The organism is Nostoc sp. DedQUE12b (assembly GCF_034530835.1).
GTDB lineage: Bacteria > Cyanobacteriota > Cyanobacteriia > Cyanobacteriales > Nostocaceae > Nostoc.
Genome location: NZ_JAVRCI010000009.1, coordinates 19,038 through 36,965 on the forward strand (window position 1 = coordinate 19,038; position 17,928 = coordinate 36,965).

The 17,928-nt window shown below is 40.8% G+C and carries 17 protein-coding genes and 1 pseudogene; 9 read left to right on the forward strand and 9 right to left on the reverse strand.

Translation table 11 applies throughout. The features are described from left to right. Positions 1 to 11 precede the first annotated feature (11 nt). Together RMY16_RS06790 and RMY16_RS06795 are read left to right on the forward strand one after the other, a co-directional pair. Positions 12 to 1,652, forward strand: coding sequence for a hypothetical protein (locus RMY16_RS06790; protein ID WP_322735739.1), 1,641 nt, complete (start codon positions 12 to 14; stop codon positions 1,650 to 1,652). Positions 1,653 to 1,903: 251 nt separating this feature from the next. Beyond that, a complete protein-coding gene (locus RMY16_RS06795; protein ID WP_322735740.1) occupies positions 1,904 to 2,128 on the forward strand; it encodes a hypothetical protein in 225 nt (74 codons plus the stop codon). 4 nt (positions 2,129 to 2,132) lie between these two features. Here RMY16_RS06795 and RMY16_RS06800 read toward each other — a convergent pair whose 3' ends face one another. After that, on the reverse strand, positions 2,133 to 3,023 hold the full coding sequence (locus RMY16_RS06800) for a 1-acyl-sn-glycerol-3-phosphate acyltransferase (protein WP_322735832.1): 891 nt from the start codon (positions 3,021 to 3,023) through the stop codon (positions 2,133 to 2,135). Positions 3,024 to 3,327: 304 nt separating this feature from the next. Here RMY16_RS06800 and RMY16_RS06805 point away from each other — a divergent pair, with 304 nt between their 5' ends. Further along, on the forward strand, positions 3,328 to 4,248 hold the full coding sequence (locus RMY16_RS06805; protein WP_322735741.1) for an alpha/beta hydrolase: 921 nt from the start codon (positions 3,328 to 3,330) through the stop codon (positions 4,246 to 4,248). 118 nt (positions 4,249 to 4,366) lie between these two features. Here the strand turns inward: RMY16_RS06805 and RMY16_RS06810 are convergent, their stop codons facing one another. The 7 genes and pseudogenes from RMY16_RS06810 to RMY16_RS06840 all read right to left on the reverse strand — a co-directional run bounded on the left by RMY16_RS06810 (position 4,367) and on the right by RMY16_RS06840 (position 9,696). Continuing rightward, entirely contained in the window at positions 4,367 to 5,137 is a 771-nt protein-coding gene (locus RMY16_RS06810; RefSeq protein ID WP_322735742.1) for an SDR family NAD(P)-dependent oxidoreductase, read from the reverse strand. Beyond that, the gene (gene arsS, locus RMY16_RS06815; RefSeq protein ID WP_322735743.1) at positions 5,137 to 6,144 is read right to left on the reverse strand and encodes an arsenosugar biosynthesis radical SAM (seleno)protein ArsS; all 1,008 of its coding nucleotides are present in this window, start codon (positions 6,142 to 6,144) and stop codon (positions 5,137 to 5,139) included. The genes RMY16_RS06810 and arsS overlap by 1 nt, the downstream gene beginning before the upstream one ends. 43 nt (positions 6,145 to 6,187) lie before the next feature. Beyond that, positions 6,188 to 7,153: an inorganic phosphate transporter gene (locus tag RMY16_RS06820; RefSeq protein WP_322735744.1), complete on the reverse strand. Its 966-nt coding sequence runs from the start codon at positions 7,151 to 7,153 to the stop codon at positions 6,188 to 6,190. A 133-nt stretch (positions 7,154 to 7,286) separates the two neighbouring features. Further along, on the reverse strand, positions 7,287 to 8,255 hold the full coding sequence (gene arsM / locus RMY16_RS06825; protein ID WP_322735745.1) for an arsenosugar biosynthesis arsenite methyltransferase ArsM: 969 nt from the start codon (positions 8,253 to 8,255) through the stop codon (positions 7,287 to 7,289). A gap of 313 nt (positions 8,256 to 8,568) precedes the next feature. After that, positions 8,569 to 9,239 (reverse strand): annotated as a pseudogene (locus RMY16_RS06830) (response regulator transcription factor). 72 nt (positions 9,240 to 9,311) lie between these two features. Then, positions 9,312 to 9,437 carry a hypothetical protein gene (locus RMY16_RS06835; RefSeq protein WP_322735746.1) on the reverse strand — a complete coding sequence of 42 codons (126 nt, stop codon included), beginning with the start codon at positions 9,435 to 9,437 and terminating at the stop codon, positions 9,312 to 9,314. Further along, positions 9,409 to 9,696, reverse strand: coding sequence for a Mo-dependent nitrogenase C-terminal domain-containing protein (locus tag RMY16_RS06840; protein WP_322735747.1), 288 nt, complete (start codon positions 9,694 to 9,696; stop codon positions 9,409 to 9,411). Before RMY16_RS06840 ends, RMY16_RS06835 begins: the two co-directional genes overlap by 29 nt. Before the next feature lie 744 nt (positions 9,697 to 10,440). Between RMY16_RS06840 and RMY16_RS06845 the strand changes: the two genes are divergently transcribed. The 5 genes from RMY16_RS06845 (at position 10,441) to RMY16_RS06865 (ending at position 16,746) form a co-directional block, all read left to right on the forward strand. Next, the gene (locus RMY16_RS06845; RefSeq protein ID WP_322735748.1) at positions 10,441 to 11,934 is read left to right on the forward strand and encodes a sensor histidine kinase; all 1,494 of its coding nucleotides are present in this window, start codon (positions 10,441 to 10,443) and stop codon (positions 11,932 to 11,934) included. A gap of 15 nt (positions 11,935 to 11,949) precedes the next feature. Next, positions 11,950 to 12,378 carry a response regulator gene (locus RMY16_RS06850; RefSeq protein ID WP_194042586.1) on the forward strand — a complete coding sequence of 143 codons (429 nt, stop codon included), beginning with the start codon at positions 11,950 to 11,952 and terminating at the stop codon, positions 12,376 to 12,378. A gap of 77 nt (positions 12,379 to 12,455) precedes the next feature. Continuing rightward, on the forward strand, positions 12,456 to 13,493 hold the full coding sequence (locus tag RMY16_RS06855; RefSeq protein WP_322735749.1) for a sensor histidine kinase: 1,038 nt from the start codon (positions 12,456 to 12,458) through the stop codon (positions 13,491 to 13,493). Positions 13,494 to 13,514: 21 nt separating this feature from the next. After that, positions 13,515 to 15,983: an EAL domain-containing protein gene (locus tag RMY16_RS06860; protein WP_322735750.1), complete on the forward strand. Its 2,469-nt coding sequence runs from the start codon at positions 13,515 to 13,517 to the stop codon at positions 15,981 to 15,983. Positions 15,984 to 16,128: 145 nt separating this feature from the next. After that, the gene (locus RMY16_RS06865; RefSeq protein ID WP_322735751.1) at positions 16,129 to 16,746 is read left to right on the forward strand and encodes a class I SAM-dependent methyltransferase; all 618 of its coding nucleotides are present in this window, start codon (positions 16,129 to 16,131) and stop codon (positions 16,744 to 16,746) included. Positions 16,747 to 16,828: 82 nt separating this feature from the next. Here RMY16_RS06865 and RMY16_RS06870 read toward each other — a convergent pair whose 3' ends face one another. Then, positions 16,829 to 17,326, reverse strand: coding sequence for a GNAT family N-acetyltransferase (locus tag RMY16_RS06870; protein WP_322735752.1), 498 nt, complete (start codon positions 17,324 to 17,326; stop codon positions 16,829 to 16,831). 330 nt (positions 17,327 to 17,656) lie between these two features. On the opposite strand from RMY16_RS06870, the gene RMY16_RS06875 reads away from it, so the two are divergent. Next, on the forward strand, positions 17,657 to 17,851 hold the full coding sequence (locus RMY16_RS06875; RefSeq protein WP_099101392.1) for a hypothetical protein: 195 nt from the start codon (positions 17,657 to 17,659) through the stop codon (positions 17,849 to 17,851). Positions 17,852 to 17,928 lie beyond the last annotated feature (77 nt).

The following is a 17,928-nucleotide window of genomic DNA, read 5'->3' on the forward strand; positions in this document are numbered from 1 at the left end:
AAATTACTACTATGTCTTCTGGTTCCTCTGGTCGTTATCAAAGCAGACTATTTAACTTTGTCCACCAGCAATCTCGGCGGGTGACACAACAGTGGGAACACACCTTCCGGCATTTGCAAGTCGCCACTAAGTGGGGTGTCGAGGTACTACTTTACCCAGTGTATCTACTGTTTCAGTCATCTGAATCATCTGGGAAAACGCTACATACTAAAGAACCACAAACTAGATTCAAGTTACAACCAAATGATACCGATTTCCAGCCTGAAACTCTACCCGATGCTGATAGTCCCATTCAAAATGTACTAGAGGCAGTCAATTACCTATCATCAGATGAACCCACCTCCATTTCTACGAAAGCATCTGAACATTTCAATCCCTTGGCTTTATTAGGGGTTTTTCAGCTGAAATTCATTGAAAAGAACTCTAATCTTACTCAATCATCAAATATTACGGTTAATCAAGCTGTCAGTCTCAACCCTTCACAATTAGACAATGCCCTTCAACAGCGTCTTCCAATAGTGCGAGGAATTGCCACAAATTTGATGAGTCGAAATTTAGTACTTGTTACTGCCGACAATGAAATTCTAGATATTTTAACACCCGAACAACAGGCAAAATTAGAAGACCGAATTATTAACGAAATTGCTAATTACTGGCAGTATTGGCGCTTGATTGTAGCTAAAAAAGAAACGCAGCTACTACCACAAATTGACCGATTATTAGCAAAACTCACTGACGTAAATCCAGCTAAAATTCCAGTTTTAGCCGAAAGTATACCAAAAGATTTACTTAATACAGATAGATTATTAGCATTTCTAGATATAACCATTGCTAAGTTGGAATCGAATGCTTTACTCCCAGTGCAAGAACGTAGCCAGGAAATTGTCCAAGTTGCCCAAACTCAGTTAAAGATATTTCTTTATGGCAAAGAGCAATTAGCTGCTAAAGGAGAAATTGCCTTTACTGCTGATGGTTTAGAAACTCATTCACAGAATTTTCAGGCTTTGATTGAGGCGGCACTTAATTACTTTTTTGGTGTTGGTAATAGAAAAACACTTGAGACAACAACTAGTAATGAGAGATTGCCAGGTAAACTCTTATCGTCACGCCTGAGAAAAGCCTTATCCAAAAGCCCTCTGCGAGAGAACCAGGATTTCACAGACGATCCTTGGCTAACATGGAATGATTTATTTGGTGACACCAAAACCGTTGCTGACAAGCCAGTTACACTTTCTGGGGGGATAAATCCTGCTTTAGCCCCAAGTTTATCGAGAAGGCATTTTCCACAAAAGAATTTGAGCGTAAAACAACCTAAATTTGGATCTGGTTTGGTACAAAGAAAACAACCAAGTCGTAATCTTACTTCAAGTCAAAAAACATCTGGAAAAATCGCCTCTGTAAAACAAACTCAAACTCGTATTTCCCAAACTAAAAGCGAGAGTCGTAAAGGGGAAATTTTGCAACAGCAATTTCACCAAAGCAGTGAAGTTGAGGCTCAGCCAGACTGGATAGAAACCACAGCAACTTCAACTGGCTATGAAAAGCACCCCTTAGAGCAACTTCTGGAATGGCTTGATTATGTTATGGTCTGGCTAGAAGAAAGATTTGTAAAGGTTTTTCAGTCGTTGCGGCAGCTGTGGCAAGGAAAATAATACTAATTCGTAATTAAGATTTGTCAGATTGCATCTGGGTTTCTAGATTTACATCTGTAGCCTGATTTGGAGAGTTGGTAGAAACCGGCAGATATTTTTGAATAAACTATTATAATAGTAACAATTTTTCAATTTAAGGATAATTTTGATTATCTATAATGTTGTTGGTGGTTGTCTAAGTGAAAATTATTGTTTACTGTAAATATTTCAATTTCAAAAATCCATTAGATAAACCGAAAATTGAGACGTTTGTGGTAAATCTGCCTCAAATACCGAAGATAGGTGAAACAATTGTAGTCGAAAGAATTTCACCCCAAAAGCAGTTTGTAATTATCTTTGAATACATTGTGACAGCAGTACAATTTAATGCATCTAGGGAATCGGCTGATGCAGCAGATGCCCAGGTAAACGCATTTTTGAACCACTGTTGGGAGGGAACATCAAATTTCAAAGTTACAAACTTTTTAGAACAATAATTTCTTACCACAATATATGATTGAGTAAATAACGTAACAGCTTTAATCCGGTTGGTTCAGGGTAATCAGTTGGCAAAAGAGCCAACATCGCATTTTGCAATTTTTCTAAAGCGATGTTTACTTCCTGGCGATTTGGTCTGGTTGTTTGGGGAAAGTGTAATGGTTCGCCTACCCGAATTGTTAACTCTTTTCCCAAATAGAGATCGTGAGTTCCAATCAGCCCAACTGGAATAATCGGTACACCAGCTCGCAAGGCATAAATTACAGTCCCGCGCTTCAAAGGGAGATGCAATTGAGCCTCAGCAGTTCCTAGTCTTCCTTCGGGAAAAAGAATCATCCCATCTCCACGAGTCAAAATTGCCAGAATAATCCGGTCTATTTGTCGCAGTGTATACATATCTTCCCCTGTGGGTACTGTTTGTTTAATTGCTGCGGCTAGCTCAACTAAATCTTGCCTTCCTGCTTTAGCCGCTTCTATGACAGCAATTTCTTCTTTCCACACCCGTTCCAAAGGAATAACGCCCCCTGCAAAATCCAGGATAAAGCGCTTCCACCACTTGTTATAGAGGGTACGGGCATCACCCAGGATGTAATAGTAAGGTTGGGTGGGGAGTTCAGCTAAAAGGAGTAAGGGATCGATGTGGTGGAGATGGTTGACTGCTAGAATTGCAGGTTTCTGAGGTATCCTTTCGAGGTATTCGACCCTTACTTTGAAAAAGGAATGAATAAGCGATCGCATCACAAAGCGACGCAGCCCGGAGTTGGCTCTAGGTTCGGAATGCCCTTGACTAATGGCTTCGAGGCGATTGAGACTTTTTTCGATAATCTGCCGAACAGCGCGATCGCTAGCCGCAGCTACACCCTCTTTTACTCGCTTGATTGCGGCAGCACTCAAGGGTGGCAAAGCTTCTAATTGTGTATTATCTTCCTGCTGATGGCTAGATTTTGAATTGGAAGTTACCCCATCAGCTAGGTCTTGCCGAACAGATTCCCTAGAAGAACTTTTGATAATACCCTCTTTGAATTCATAAAATAATCGTAATTCTTGAGGTCATATTATTAACCAACCCACGGTTAGAAGTTGTGGAATCATTTTCAGGATATTTTAACTACATGAGGGTAATTCAATTAACTGTAATTACTCTCTTAGATGTTGACTTTTTAGTAGCTTGCTGGGAAATACCTAAAAAATTAACCCTATGATTGACCATAGCGATCGCCTAGCTTTTCATAAAGAAGGCAGATTCCAGGGTGTTGGAGGACTTGAACTGTATTATCAAAGCTGGCATCCAGAGGGTAAAGTCCGGGCAATATTAGCCATTGTGCATGGACTCGGAGGGCACAGCGATCGCTACATTAATGTAATTGAGCATTTGATACCCAAGCAATACGCTATCTACGCCTTAGATTTGCGCGGTCATGGACGCTCACCAGGTCAACAAGGCTATATCAACGCTTGGAGCGAGTTTCGTGAAGACTTGGGAGCTTTTTTACAATTAATTCAGACTCAGAATCCTGGATGTCCAGTTTTTGTTTTGGGTCACAGTTTAGGCGCGGTGATTGTCTTAGATTACATTCTGCGCTATCCCCAACAAGCATCATTATTGCAGGGTGCGATCGCTCTTGCGCCAACCTTGGGGAAAGTTGGGGTTTCACCGATTCGGGTACTTTTAGGAAAAATGCTTTCACGGGTGTGGCCGCGTTTCACCCTAAATACAGGTATTGACATCAGTGCTGCTTCACGAGATCCGCAGATTTTAGCTGCGATCGCTCAGGATACACTGCGACATACCCTTGCTACTGCCCGTCTGGCTACAGAATTCTTTGCAACAGTTGATTGGATTAATGCTCACGCAGGTGATTGGCAATTACCATTGTTGATTCTGCATGGTGACGCAGACCGAGTTGCTTTGCCTGCGGGAAGCGACATCTTTTGCCAACGGGTAAACTGCAAAGATAAGCTGAGAATTGAGTATCCGGGAGCCTATCATGAGATTCAGAGTGACATAAATTATCGCGAGGTACTAGTTGATTTAGAAGATTGGTTGGAGCGACACCTACCATCTGAGGTAGTGCAGTTAGGACGGGAAAACGCTGAGTTAGAGTTTCCCAGTTTTTAGCAGTCTAATACTCATTAATACGCCAAAATTATTAAGCCACATCTCCAATAATCAGTCAGTAACTAACTCGTACCTGAACTTTATATCGTATAGTTTCACTAGCACCAGCGTAACGCAATTACCAAGGTAATCTGCTCCCATCCCATGAGAAAAAGTGTCCACTATCGCCTTCTTGAAGCTGTTCGATGACGGCCAATAATTGGGTAACAGTACGTTCCACTGAAAATAATTTTTCCGCAGGGACATTTCTTTGGAAAGGACGAGAAAGGCGGGTATCAGTTGTACCAGGATGCAATATTACTATTAATGCTTTCGGACAACTTCTTTTATACTCAATTGCCGCAGTTCGCATCAACATATTGAGTGCTGCTTTAGAAGCCCGATAGCCGTACCATCCACCAAGTTGATTATCGCCAATACTGCCCAATTTAGCAGAAATAGTGGCGAACACGCTGCGTTCTCCATGACGAAACAGAGGCAATAAATGTTTAGCCAGTAAGACAGCACCAATACTATTTATCTGAAAGTAGCGCAGCAAATTTTCTGAATTGATCTGTTTTAAGCTTTTTTCAGGTTGCAAAGTATCTTCATGTAATAGTCCTACACAGTTGACTACCAAATGCATTTTATCAACTTGAGTATGTATTTTTTGAACAGCTTCAATAATCTGTAACTCGTCAGTAATATCCATCTCCAAACAAATTAATCGCTCAGGATATTCGTCTGCAAGAGCTATTAACTCTGAGGCCAATTTTGGTTGACGAGAAGTTGCATAAATTTTAGCTATTCTGCGATCTTGTAGCAATTTTTTCACAAAACTCAAACCAATACCTTGGCTGGCTCCCACAATCAAAGCATTGACAGGATTAATTTCATCGATAAAAGACATTAGAGCAAAGCGCCACCACAACTAGAACCACACCCAGCAGTACAACCATAGCAATAAGCAGCAGTTTGTACCTCACTAATCAGGTCTAAATTGCCAGCTTCTAACAATTTGCCAACTGTCAAAGTTTCACCATTGCAAGTTTTTGCAGGCAAATTCATCATTTGGTTAAAGTCACAATCATATACATTGCCCAGATAGTCAATTGAAAGTTCATCGCGACACATTAAATGTTCAACTGTGCTGGGATTAAAATGCGACTCTAAAAACTGCAAATAGCTGGTGTATAGTTTTCTCCGTTCTAAATGCATTTTGGTTCTACCAACTGGTAGATTAGTAAAGGTAAAGAGGTTGTTAAACACAATATTAAAATGTTCTTGTAAGAACATTTTGTAATCTCGTTCTAGATTGTTCTGTTCGGGAGCTAAAGAAAATTTTTCATTGGTGGGTAACTGGGGATTAAAAACCAAGTCCAAAATTAAATTTTGGTCTTTACCATAGCCGAGTTGGTTAAGCCACTGCAAAGCTTTGACTGAACTATCAAAAACACCATTACCGCGCATTTTATCAACATTATCTGCTAGGTAACAGGGTAGAGAAGCCACAATTCTTACTTGATGTTTAGCAAAGTATTCTGGTAAATCACCAAACCCATCTTCAAAATAAATGACCAAATTAGACCGGACAATGACTTGTTTGCCAGTTGTTTTTGCTGCTTCTACCAGTGGCTTAAATCCATAATTCATTTCGGGTGCGCCACCAGTCAAATCCACAATTTTAATCTCAGGAAATTTATGGATTAGTAAAATCAATTGTTCGCAAATTTCAGGAGAAAGTTCTTCTGTACGTTTTGGCCCGGCTTCGACATGACAGTGTGTACAGGCAAGATTACAACGCTTACCTAGATTAATTTGTAAAACAGTGATTCCTTTCTTTGTCAAAGGTGAACTGAGTTTATTTTTAAAGGCTGTGACTGCTGTATCTCGAATAATTTTTGCTTGAGTTTGCATTAGTTACTACTCCTAAAAAATTGCACAACAATATTCAAGTTTTCTAACTTTGCAATAATCTGTAGGTTATTGCACTAATAATTGCAGTAGTTGGTAAAGTTAAAATCCAGGATAGTAGAATCTGATAAAAAACACGCGGATTAGATTTAGATTTCTTGCTAATTAATCCTACACCAAAAATAGAACCAACTGAAACGTAAGTGGTAGACACTGGAAGCCCAAACCGAGTAGCTGCAATCACCAAAATCCCAGTTAATATATTTGCTGATAAGCCTTGAGTATGAGTCATTGAGGTAATCTTTTCGCTCATGGTTATTGCAACTTTTTGGGAGTTGAGTAAACCACCAAGTGCCATTGCGATCGCTATCACGATCGCTCCTCCCTGAATCGAGAAATACTCAATAATTAGGAGCAGTGAAACAATCTTAGGAGTATCATTTAACCCTCTAACAAAACTGACAATTCCAGCGCTGAAAAAATGGCAACTATCAATCATTTTTTGGTTGACTGGTAGATGCCATTTTGAATTAATATAGGCAGATAAGCTGTAAATTCCTGCGGACAAGGGAATAGCAATGATTGGACTGAGTAATAAAGGCAAAACAAAGGAAGTTCCCAAAGCTGCAAAATTAACTTGTAGTCCGATCGCAACTAATCCAGCGCCAACCAGCGCACCTGTTAAACTGTGAGTTGTGGAAATGGGAAACCCCATGAGGCTAGCAATGATTACAGTCAATCCAGTAGCGATCGCAACTGCAAGATGAAACTCTGGAGAATTAGCGATCGCATCAGGTAATATTCCTTTTCCAGAAAAGTTTTTAATTAATGCTCCTGCTAAAAAAGTCGCAGTTATTGCACCAGCAAAAGTTGTAAAAGTTGCCCATAAAATTGCTGTTTGATAACTGCTAGTTCGGCTACCAAACAGCGTCGCTACACCTTTAAAATTATCATTTGCTCCATTTGAATATGCTAAAAAAAGCGTAGCTAAAAACAGACTTATTAACAACATTTCGGAGTTTATAAAGAAGAAATCAGAATCCAGAATTCAAATTGTGCATTTATTACCCAGTTGTACAGAATTATTCTGTTAGCGGTAGCGGGGCGTTTAGCCCATTCTGAGTCCTGAATTCTTTGTTAAGAAATTAACAGCAGCCACCACCGCTATAGTGCCAGGTTGAATCGGTAACAATTATTTCTACTGGCTTGCTAGCAGCAAGTTTTGCAGCAGTTTTATCACACACCGCAGCCGGAATACCTAGCTGAAGTATATGACCTGCCAAATCGTCAAAGAAGGGTTCAGAACCAGCATAAATTGCTGTTTTCCCAGTGAAAATGCAAGCACCATCTTCTGGAATGATAACTTTAAATGAGACTGAATCCAGACTTTCTAAAAGTAAGTTTTCTTCTAAATTATAAGTCTGGGAATCTAGTAGGCGATAAGGACGACGGGCACGAATTTCAACTTGACCAAAACCAGCATTTATAATCCTTTCAGTATACTCTTGATATGTGAGTGCGCCTGATAAACACATGGCTCTCAGCCGCTCATCTTCTTGAAGATGTGCTGGAATCGGACGAGTAGCAATTGGATCACTCATCTGCAAGCGTCCACCTGGTTTTAACACCCGATATGCTTCTTTTAAAGCACGAGTTAAATCTTCTGGTTCAAAGATGTTGAAAAGGCAATTTTGTGCCACGATATCAACGCTAGCATCAGCAACAGGTAAATTAAAAGCATCACCTTCGCGAATTTCCACAAAGCTGGTATTAAACCAGGGGTTTTCTTGAGCAGCAATTTCCAAATTACGTGCTGCTGCTTCCCGCATGGCCCCAACCGGTTCAACGGCAATTACAGCACTTGCATAACGGGAAAAATAAGCGAATTGCAACGCTTCTAAGCCGCCACCAACGCCGACGTACAGCACTGTAGGTTGGTTTCCTAGTTCGGTGGGGTGAACAGTGGTGCCACAACCATAATTCATTTCCTGCATTGGCAAAGGAATTTTCAATCCTGGTAGTTGCAGGGGCGTACTTTGTACACAACAAAGTCCAACTTGCGGGGTTTGGGCAACTTCGCGGTAGAACTGCGCTGCTGTTTCTAGATAGGTCATGCCACTTTGAGTTTTAGATTTTGGATGATGATAGCTTTGTGCATCCTAATATAATTAACTCTAAGTTGGATGAGTTTTTGTGGAGATTGCCAAAAACGCCAAAGTTTGCTATTTTGAAAGCTTTTCCTTTTGGGCAAAAGGGACTGAGGGAATAAGGAAGAATTATTGAAAAGTCTTTCGCTTGTCTCCCCCCAATCCCCAATTCAATAGACTTCTTGCATAAATCGGGAAAAGGGAAAAAATTCTGTATTGTCCCCTTCCCCTTTAACCTTTACCCTTTTCCCCTCTTGCAAAAAGCACTTTTGCAAGAGGTTTAATCATGCAATGTGTAGCCAACACCGATCACAGTTTGAATGAGACATTTTTCATTATTGGCTTCAAGTTTCAGGCGCAGGTAGTTAATGTAAGGTTCAATGATGTTAGCATTGCCCATGAAGTCATAACCCCAGACTTCCTCTAAAATGCGATCGCAGCTAATTATCTGTCGCGGATGGGCGAGTAAATATTCTAATAAATCAAATTCTTTAGCAGTTAACTCAATTAACCGCCGATCTCGGTACACTTCCCGCGTGCGACGATTTAAACTTAGGTCTTCAAATTCTAAAACATCTGCGTACCCTGCTTGCTTCTTCGTAGGCGAGCGCTAACTCTAGCTAATAATTCATCAACGCTGAAGGGTTTTACCAGGTAATCATCAGCACCAGTGTCTAAACCTGCAATGCGATCGCTTACTTCATCTTTGACAGTTAGTAAGATTATCGGCACTTTCTCAGATATGCTCCGCAAGCGGCTGCAAATTTCCAACCCCGACAACCCAGGCAACATCCAGTCTAAAATTACTAAATCCAGATGCAACTCCCTTGCTGCGGTGAGTGCAGTTAATCCATCGTAGGCAATACTGACTTGATAGCCTTCATAATTCAATTCCAATTCAACAAATCGTGCCAGTTTGACCTCATCTTCAATCAGTAAGATGTGCGTCATGATGATGTTAATGATTTCAGCAGGATACGGGAAGCAACAATAGTGCCAGCTACTTAATAGCTAAACATCTAATTAGGTGTACGTTAGCTTAGTATAAACCTGAGTAAGTAACAACCGTAAATCTGCAACTACCGATCGCTGTTCGATCGAAGAACCATCCAACTGGCTATCAGCAATAAGCTGTGATATCTTCACCACATTTATCGGCGAGATAACAGAGCGCTCTAAAACGCAAACCAACCACTTCCTCGTATAGAGGATTTAATTTACACATAGGTGGAATATGTAATAGCTTCCGACCAAACAGTGTGATGTCTCGTTCAAAGGGACATTGAGCAGGAATAGCTTTGCATAGGAAATGAGCCAATTTGGAGTTATGAATTTCTATAGTTTCCAACCACTCGCGGACTGGGTGCAGTAGATCGTTGTGTGAGTGAACTTGAATAAAGCTTGTCATAATTTTTTACCTTGATAATTTCAAACTAGATTGAGTTTTTTGTATTTGAACCTCTATAAATAAATACAGTTCGCTTTTGTAGTTTTATGCATTTATTACTTTTTCTTTGATTCTCTACAGAGCGAGAAGGAGTACTATTAACTACACATTCAAATACTACAGTTCCCGATGATTTGTCCTGACTTTTCACTTCATATTGAAAAACCCATCCAAAACCTAACCCCCTAACCTTTTCTTAATAGAGAAGCTCGATTTTCAAGGTAAAAATGTAGACAGGACAACGCTTTTGGGCAAATTGCCACTATTTGATAAACATTTCAGATCAATCCCTTAACGATGCAAAATTTTTCAGCTTACTGACAGTAGTTTCTGTTTCTATTTAGCCTACGTATTTTTTTAATCAATTTAATATCAAGCTAATATAAATAAAAGTTTTTAAGTACAATCACTGGTGTGGCATAGCATATTGACATAATTTATGCAAGCGAAAATATCGTGAATATGTCTGCGAAAATATACTTAATAATTTAACAAAATTTATTATTTGCCTTCTCATGTCTCAGAAAATATACGGTCACAATCATTAACTAATTATAGATATCCTTTATTAGAGCTAATTAGCTCCTAACGGCGCTAACGCTGCGATCGCAAAGCGTCACATTGGCGCAGCCTCTCGTAGAAAAGCTGGCTCACCGTTTTTACCACTTTAGTCAGCAGCTACTTTTTCAACTAGGAAGGTAAAAAATGGAATGGGCTATTTACAAAAAGAATACAGGTAGTTTTGTAATAGCAGTCGCAATTATGACTGGTGTTGGCATCATCTCATATCTTAGTTTGCTTCAGTATAGAAAAAACGCTCAATGGGTAACACATACACGGGAGGTGCTTGAAAGGACAAAAGAAGTCATGTCAGAGATCAAAGATGCAGAGACTGGACAACGAGGCTATCTTCTCACAGGCAAAGAACGGTATTTGGAACCCTATCGCAGTGCAACTGGCGAGATTGTTCAGAAACTTAAGACTCTGCGCCAATTGACTGCGGATAATCCAAATCAACAGCGGCGGCTTGATCGCCTTGAACCTCTGATAACTAAAAAACTGGTTTTGATTGAACAGACGATTAACGCTAGGAGCCAAAACTTAGAGTTCGCGTTGCAAATAGTTCAGACAGATCGGGGTCAGCAGATTATGGAGGACATCCGAATGCTGACTACAGCTATGGAAAACGAAGAGAATGAGTTGTTGAAACAGCGTTCAATGGAGGCAAATGCCAGCGCTCATCAAACAACTTTGCTGACTATTTTTGGCAGCATTATCGCTTCTGCGGTCGTCGGTTTAGCAGCTACGATTACCAATCAGGAACTCGTCAAACGCAAACGGATGGAAAATTCTCTCCAAAAGGCTCGCGATGAATTAGAAATAGAGGTTAACAAACGGACTGCCGAACTGAGAAACACTAACGAAGAATTGCAAACTGAAATTAATGAGCGCAAAAAGGCGGAGTCAGAAATTCTGCGTCTGAACGTCCAGCTTGAGCAGCGAGTTGCAGAACGCACAGCACAACTCGAAGCCACTAATAAAGAGATGGAAGCATTTAGTTATTCTGTGTCTCACGACCTGCGCGCCCCCTTGCGGAGTATCGACGGCTTTAGTCAAGCACTACTAGAAGATTATGCTGATCAGCTGGACGCACTAGGTCAAAACTACCTCCAACGAGTGCGTGCAGCCACCCAGCGAATGGCACAACTCATCGATGATTTACTGAATCTGTCACGATTAACGCGTAGTGAGATGCGTTACGAAAAGGTCGATCTCAGCGCACTGGTGGAGGCGATCGCTACAGACTTGCACAAAACCCAACCAGAACGCCAAGTAGAGTTTATCATTACGCCGGGATTGGTTGCTAATGGTGATACTCATTTGTTGCGGATCGTGCTAGAAAACCTGCTGGGTAATGCCTGGAAGTTTACAGGAAAACATCAAAAAGCACGGATAGAATTTGGGCTTTTACAGCAAGATCACACCCGTGTGTATTTTGTTCGTGATGATGGCACAGGCTTCGATATGGCCTATATTGACAAACTCTTCGGTGCTTTTCAGCGCCTACACGCCATGACTGAGTTTGAAGGTACTGGTATCGGACTAGCTACGGTACAGCGCATTGTTCACCGTCATGGTGGCCGTGTTTGGGCAGAAAGCGTAGTGGAGCAAGGCGCAACATTTTACTTCACCCTTTAACTAGAGGAATAGAGCATGATTTTACTTGTAGAAGACAATCCTGATGATGAAGCGCTAACCCTACGCGCACTCAAGAAAAACAATATTCTGAACGAGGTGGTGGTGGCACGCGATGGGGTAGAAGCCCTAGATTATCTCTTTGGTAAAGGTGTGTACGCTGATCGCGACATGAGCGTGATGCCGAATCTCATCCTTCTAGATTTGAAGTTGCCTAAAATGGATGGTATGGAAGTTTTGCGACAGCTACGAACCGACGACAGGACAAAAATCCTTCCCGTCGTCATTCTCACCTCCTCCAAAGAGGAGCAAGACTTAATCAATGGTTACAGCTTGGGAGCCAACAGCTATGTTCGCAAACCAGTAGACTTTTCCCAATTCAGTGAAGCAGTGCGACAACTAGGATTGTACTGGTTTGTCTTAAACGAATCACCACCAAGGATATAGCTTCTACCAATCCTCCAAAATCAGGTTATAGACGTAAGGCTGACTTTCTTAATTACGAATTACGAATTACGAATTACATGGGTATACCTCTGCGCGTATTACTTGTTGAGGATTCAGAAGACGACGCTTTGTTGATGCTGCGTGAACTGCAACATGGTGGCTACGAAGTAACCTTTGAACGGATTGATACACCCACAGCCATGAAAGCTGCGATCGCAGGGCAAACATGGGATATCGTGATCTGCGATTATTCCATGCCCACCTTTAGCGCCCCTGCTGCATTGAAGCAGGTCAAGGAAAGTGGACTTGACCTGCCATTCATTATCGTCTCAGGAACTATTGGTGAAGATACCGCAGTAGCCGCGATGAAAGCTGGTGCCCATGACTACATTATCAAAGGCAATCTAACACGGCTTACCCCTGCTGTTGCCCGCGAGTTGCGCGAGGCACAGGTGAGATGGGAGCGTAAACAAGCAGAGGAGCAGATTAAAGCATCGCTTCAAGAAAAAGAGGTGCTATTGAAAGAGATTCATCATCGGGTAAAAAATAATTTGCAGATTATTTCTAGTCTGCTCAACCTGCAAGCAGAATATCTCAAGGACAATCAAGCCCTTGAGGTATTCAAAGATAGCCAAAACCGGATTGAATCAATGGCTCTGATCCACGAGAAATTGTATCAATCTCAAGACTTGGCCAAGATTAATTTTGCCGACTATATCCAAGATTTAGTAACTAATTTATTTTATTCATACAACGTTAATTCCAGCGATATTACCTTGAAAATGAACGTTGAGGAGGTTTTTCTAGCCATTGATGCAGCTATTCCTTGTGGTTTGATTATTAATGAACTTATTTCAAATTCTCTAAAATATGCCTTTCCCCAAAGAGAACCGGGAGAAATTTGTATTGACTTTTGCTCCATACAACCCAATTTATTTACACTTAATATCAGTGATAATGGTGTCGGTTTTGCCCAAGATTTTGACTTTCAAGCGACAGAATCATTAGGTTTACGATTAGTCAAAGGTCTAATACATCAGCTCCAAGGCAATATCGACTTTACCAGTAACAATGGAGTAAAGTATAAAATTATATTCCCAACTAAAAATTTCTAACTTTATAAGTTAAACAAAATCATGAATCCAGTAAATATATTAGTTGTTGAAGATGAAATCATCGTAGCAATGGATATACAAAATCGGCTCAAAAAATTTGGATACAGTGTTATGGCACTTGCCGATTCGGGAGAAGAAGCAATTAGGAAAGCAGCAGATGATTCTCTTGATTTAGTTTTAATGGATATTCACCTCAAAGGAAAAATGGATGGTGTGGAAGCCGCTCAGATAATTCATAATCTTTTTAATATTCCAGTAATATATCTTACTGCTAATGCAGATGAATCAACATTAAATCGAGCAAAGGTGACAGAGCCATTTGGCTACATTCTCAAGCCTTTCAAAGAAAAAGAATTAAAGTTCACGATTGAAATTACCCTTTCTAAACATCGGACGGAAAGAAAATTAAAACAGAATGAACAATGGCTAACTACTGTACTTAAAAGTATTGGGGATGCTGTAATTACTAGCGATGAAGCTGGAACTGTAACTTTTATGAATCCAATTGCGGAGGAACTGACGGGTTGGAATTATTCAGATGCATTTGGCAAAGAAGCAGCAGAAGTATTCAATATTGCTCATGAACAAACTCGTATAAAAATTGAAAGTCCTGTAAAGAAAGTCCTTCAGTCGGGTGTTACTGTCGGTCTACCAGAACAGACGATACTTATTGCTAAAAACGGTACAGAAATTCCAATTGATGATAGTGTTGCACCAATTAAAGATGACAACGGCAACATCACGGGTGCAGTTTTGGTCTTTCAGGATATTACCGAACGCAACGAAATTCTGGAGGCACTCGCGCGTCGCCAGCAAGAATTCAAAGCACTAGTTGAAAATGCACCTGATATTATTTCCAGATTTAACACTGAATTGCGCTACGTTTACGTTAATCCAGCTATTGAAAAAGTTACAGGAATATCAGCCGAAACATTTATTGGCAAAACAAACGCAGAGTTAAGTCTGCCAGAAGAATTTTGTCTTATATGCGATCGCAAGCTTGGGCAAGTTTTCCAAACCAAGGAAGAAACGGAGTTTGAATGCAGTTTAGCGATCGGTCAGCAAACAAAACATTACCATGCCCGCCTTGTCCCTGAACTAACTAACGATGGTTCAGTATATTTTGTTTTAAGTATCGCTCGCAACATTACTGCTCTAAAACTTGCGGAGGCACAATTAATTCATGATGCCTTTCATGATATATTAACTGGCCTGCCAAACCGTGCCTTATTTATGGAACGGCTAGAATGGGCGCTCATGCAGGTAAAACGACGCGCCAACTATACATTCGCTGTTCTCTTTCTAGACCTAGATCGCTTCAAATTTATCAACGACAGTCTCGGTCACATGATTGGCGATCAACTACTAACTGCCCTCGCTCGGAGATTGGAAAATTGCCTACGTGCTGGAGACACAGTTGCCCGTCTAGGGGGAGATGAGTTTACAATTTTGCTTGACGATCTCCAAAATGCCAATGACGTAATCAGCGTAGTCGAGCGGATACACGAAGCTTTGACATTTGCGTTCCAACTCAGTGGGTACGAGGTATTTACCACCGTCAGTATTGGCATCGCTCTGAGCAAGGGTAGTTATAATCGACCGGAGGAACTTTTGCGCGATGCTGACATTGCAATGTATCGCGCTAAAGCATTGGGTAAGGCACGCCATGAGATATTTGACTCAACCATGTACACCCAAGTAACGCAGCTATTAGAGTTAGAGATGGATCTACGACGGGCAGTTGAACGCCAGGAGTTTCAGGTTTATTACCAGCCAATTGTTTTATTAGAAACTTACAAAATTATTGGCTTCGAGGCACTCGTTCGCTGGCAGCACCCGCAACATGGATTAGTATCTCCAGACAACTTTATTCCCCTGGCAGAAGAAACTGGGCTAATTATTCCTATTGGTTATTGGGTACTCGGCGAGGCTTGTCGGCAGATGCGTGCTTGGCAAGTACAATTTCCTACTAACCCACCCTTGACAATTAGTGTAAATCTTTCCACTAAACAGTTTTCCCAACCTAGTCTGATTGAGAAAATTAACCAAATTATCCAAGAGACTGGTTTGGAAAGTAGCAGTTTAAAGCTGGAGATTACCGAAAGCGTACTTATGGAAAATATTCAATTAGCAACTTTTATGATCTTGCAACTGCAACAGATGAATATCCAATTACACTTAGATGATTTTGGCATCGGCTATTCATCCTTGAGTTATCTGCATCGCTTTCCCAGTAATGCCTTGAAGATCGATCGCTCCTTTATTGCTAAAATTGGTGCTGATGGAGAAAACTTAGAGATTGTTCAAGCGATCGTCGCTCTAGCAAAGAGTCTAAATATAGATGTAATAGCAGAGGGCGTAGAAACACTAGAGCAACTGGCGCAACTTAGAGTTATGAAATGCAAATATGCACAGGGATATTTTTTCTCCAAACCCCTCGATAACAAGTCGGTAGAAACATTGATTTTATCTGGCATTGAACCTAGTTAGCTGCGTGTAACTAACCCGGCAAAAGCCCGATATTACAACCAATTCAGAACCGCTATAGTTAATTTGTGTTGTTAAGCAAATTCTTGGAGGCGCAGCTAAACTTACCCTCAAAAAGCATCAAGCTTTAAGAAAGCTGCGAAAACTAATGACTGATGACTTTTTCAATCACAAAAAGCTACTTTTTGACCTATGGGCATCGAGTTACGATTGGTTCTTTCCTTCAGTGTTTTATCGAGCCATTCACCAACGATTGCTGGAGTATATCGATTTACCAGAGCCAGCAAATGTACTTGATATAGGCTGTGGCACTGGACGTTTGCTTGCGCGCCTTGCTACTCAGTTTCCCAATCTACGAGCTACCGGATTGGATTTATCTGCTAATATGTTGCGAGTAGCAAGACAGAACAACCGCCACCATCCACGCTTAATTTATATTGAGGGCAAAGCTGAGTCTCTTCCCTTTGCTGATGGTCAATTTAATGCTGTTTTCAGTACTATCAGCTTCTTACACTATTTGGAACCTAAACAAGTGGTTAGTGAGATCGCACGCGTACTTTCTCCTGGTGGACGTTTTTATTTAGTTGACATTACTTCCAAAAAAGAGACAGAACCTCAATTATTGCCTATCTCTCCCCGTGGAATTAGACTCTACAGCCCTAATCAACGTCAACTTCTTGGCTCCTCTGCTGGGCTATTGTGTTTGAATCACCATTATTTACTAGGCCCTGTCTTACTAACGATTTTTGCTAAACCTCTAAGTTGAAATAGGGAATAGGGGAGAGTAAAGGGCTGGAAACATCTTGTATCAAGCCTTGTTCTGTATATCTTAAATTACGAATTACGAATTACGAATTAGTCTGACCTCGATATTCCATAAATACCACAGGAACTTTGAGCAGCCTTTTAGCTAACTGTGAGAATCTAAATTTTTCCTTGAGCGTAGATAAGCCTATTGTCTTGGGAAATTGTGGCAAGTCTTCAAAAGATATTGGCACAAAGTTAAAGCGACTGTAAAAGTGTACCAGTCGTTGACCTAAGCATTCTAGATAAAGTGGTTGCGTTGCTGTATTAATCAAATGCTGCGTTAGCAAACTACCCAAACCGCGACCTCTCCAAGCTGATGCAACGACCAAGCTACCAAGTTCTTGTGCCCCTGAGAAATTACGTAGTTGTCCGCAAGCTACAAGATTATCATTGCATTCAATTACCCAAAATTGCTGCCAATTTAATTGAGTTGGGTCAAGTTTGGCTGAAAATACCAGCAATCGAATCGACCACTGATCCGCAGAGGTTGCCTTGCGAAGCATACACCCAAATGGTAACGATAGATTGTTCTGGTTCATTAATTAGACTTTGATAGTTTGTATCACCATCATCACACCATATTATTCGCCTAGCCAGACTCAGATCGCTTGCTATTTCCTGGCAACTATCAATAAGGCAATTTCAAACATCCTCTAAGACATAAAACCCGTTCCAGGTTCTCCCTTAGCCATAAGAAGGGTTGTAAGGTTAAATAACTCTACATTTCTAGATTTTTTCAGCATACATGAGTAATACTAAACAATACTTCCGATAGAGGTAGAAATCAGCCATAACTATATCTGGATAGATGCATTCATACTCCTAATTTTTTAAGATAATCTCAAAGATAAATAATAAGGGATGTAATCATGGCTGAACAACAGAAATCTAATAATGAACAACCTGCGTCTACTGCTTCTCCTGACGGCGAAACCCCTATCGACGAAAGTATCCGCAAAACTGGTGATGCAGAAAAGAGTGATGCTAAATCCACTGCTACTCCAGAAGCTCCAGAAAACGATGGTGTAGCAGGTAGCCCCAATCAAGGAACTGAGTCACGTTAATTGATTTGAACCTTCCCAACTTTTAATCATCTCGTGGGGTCTTTTGTTGTAACCCTAATACAGTAAATTTAGAGTGG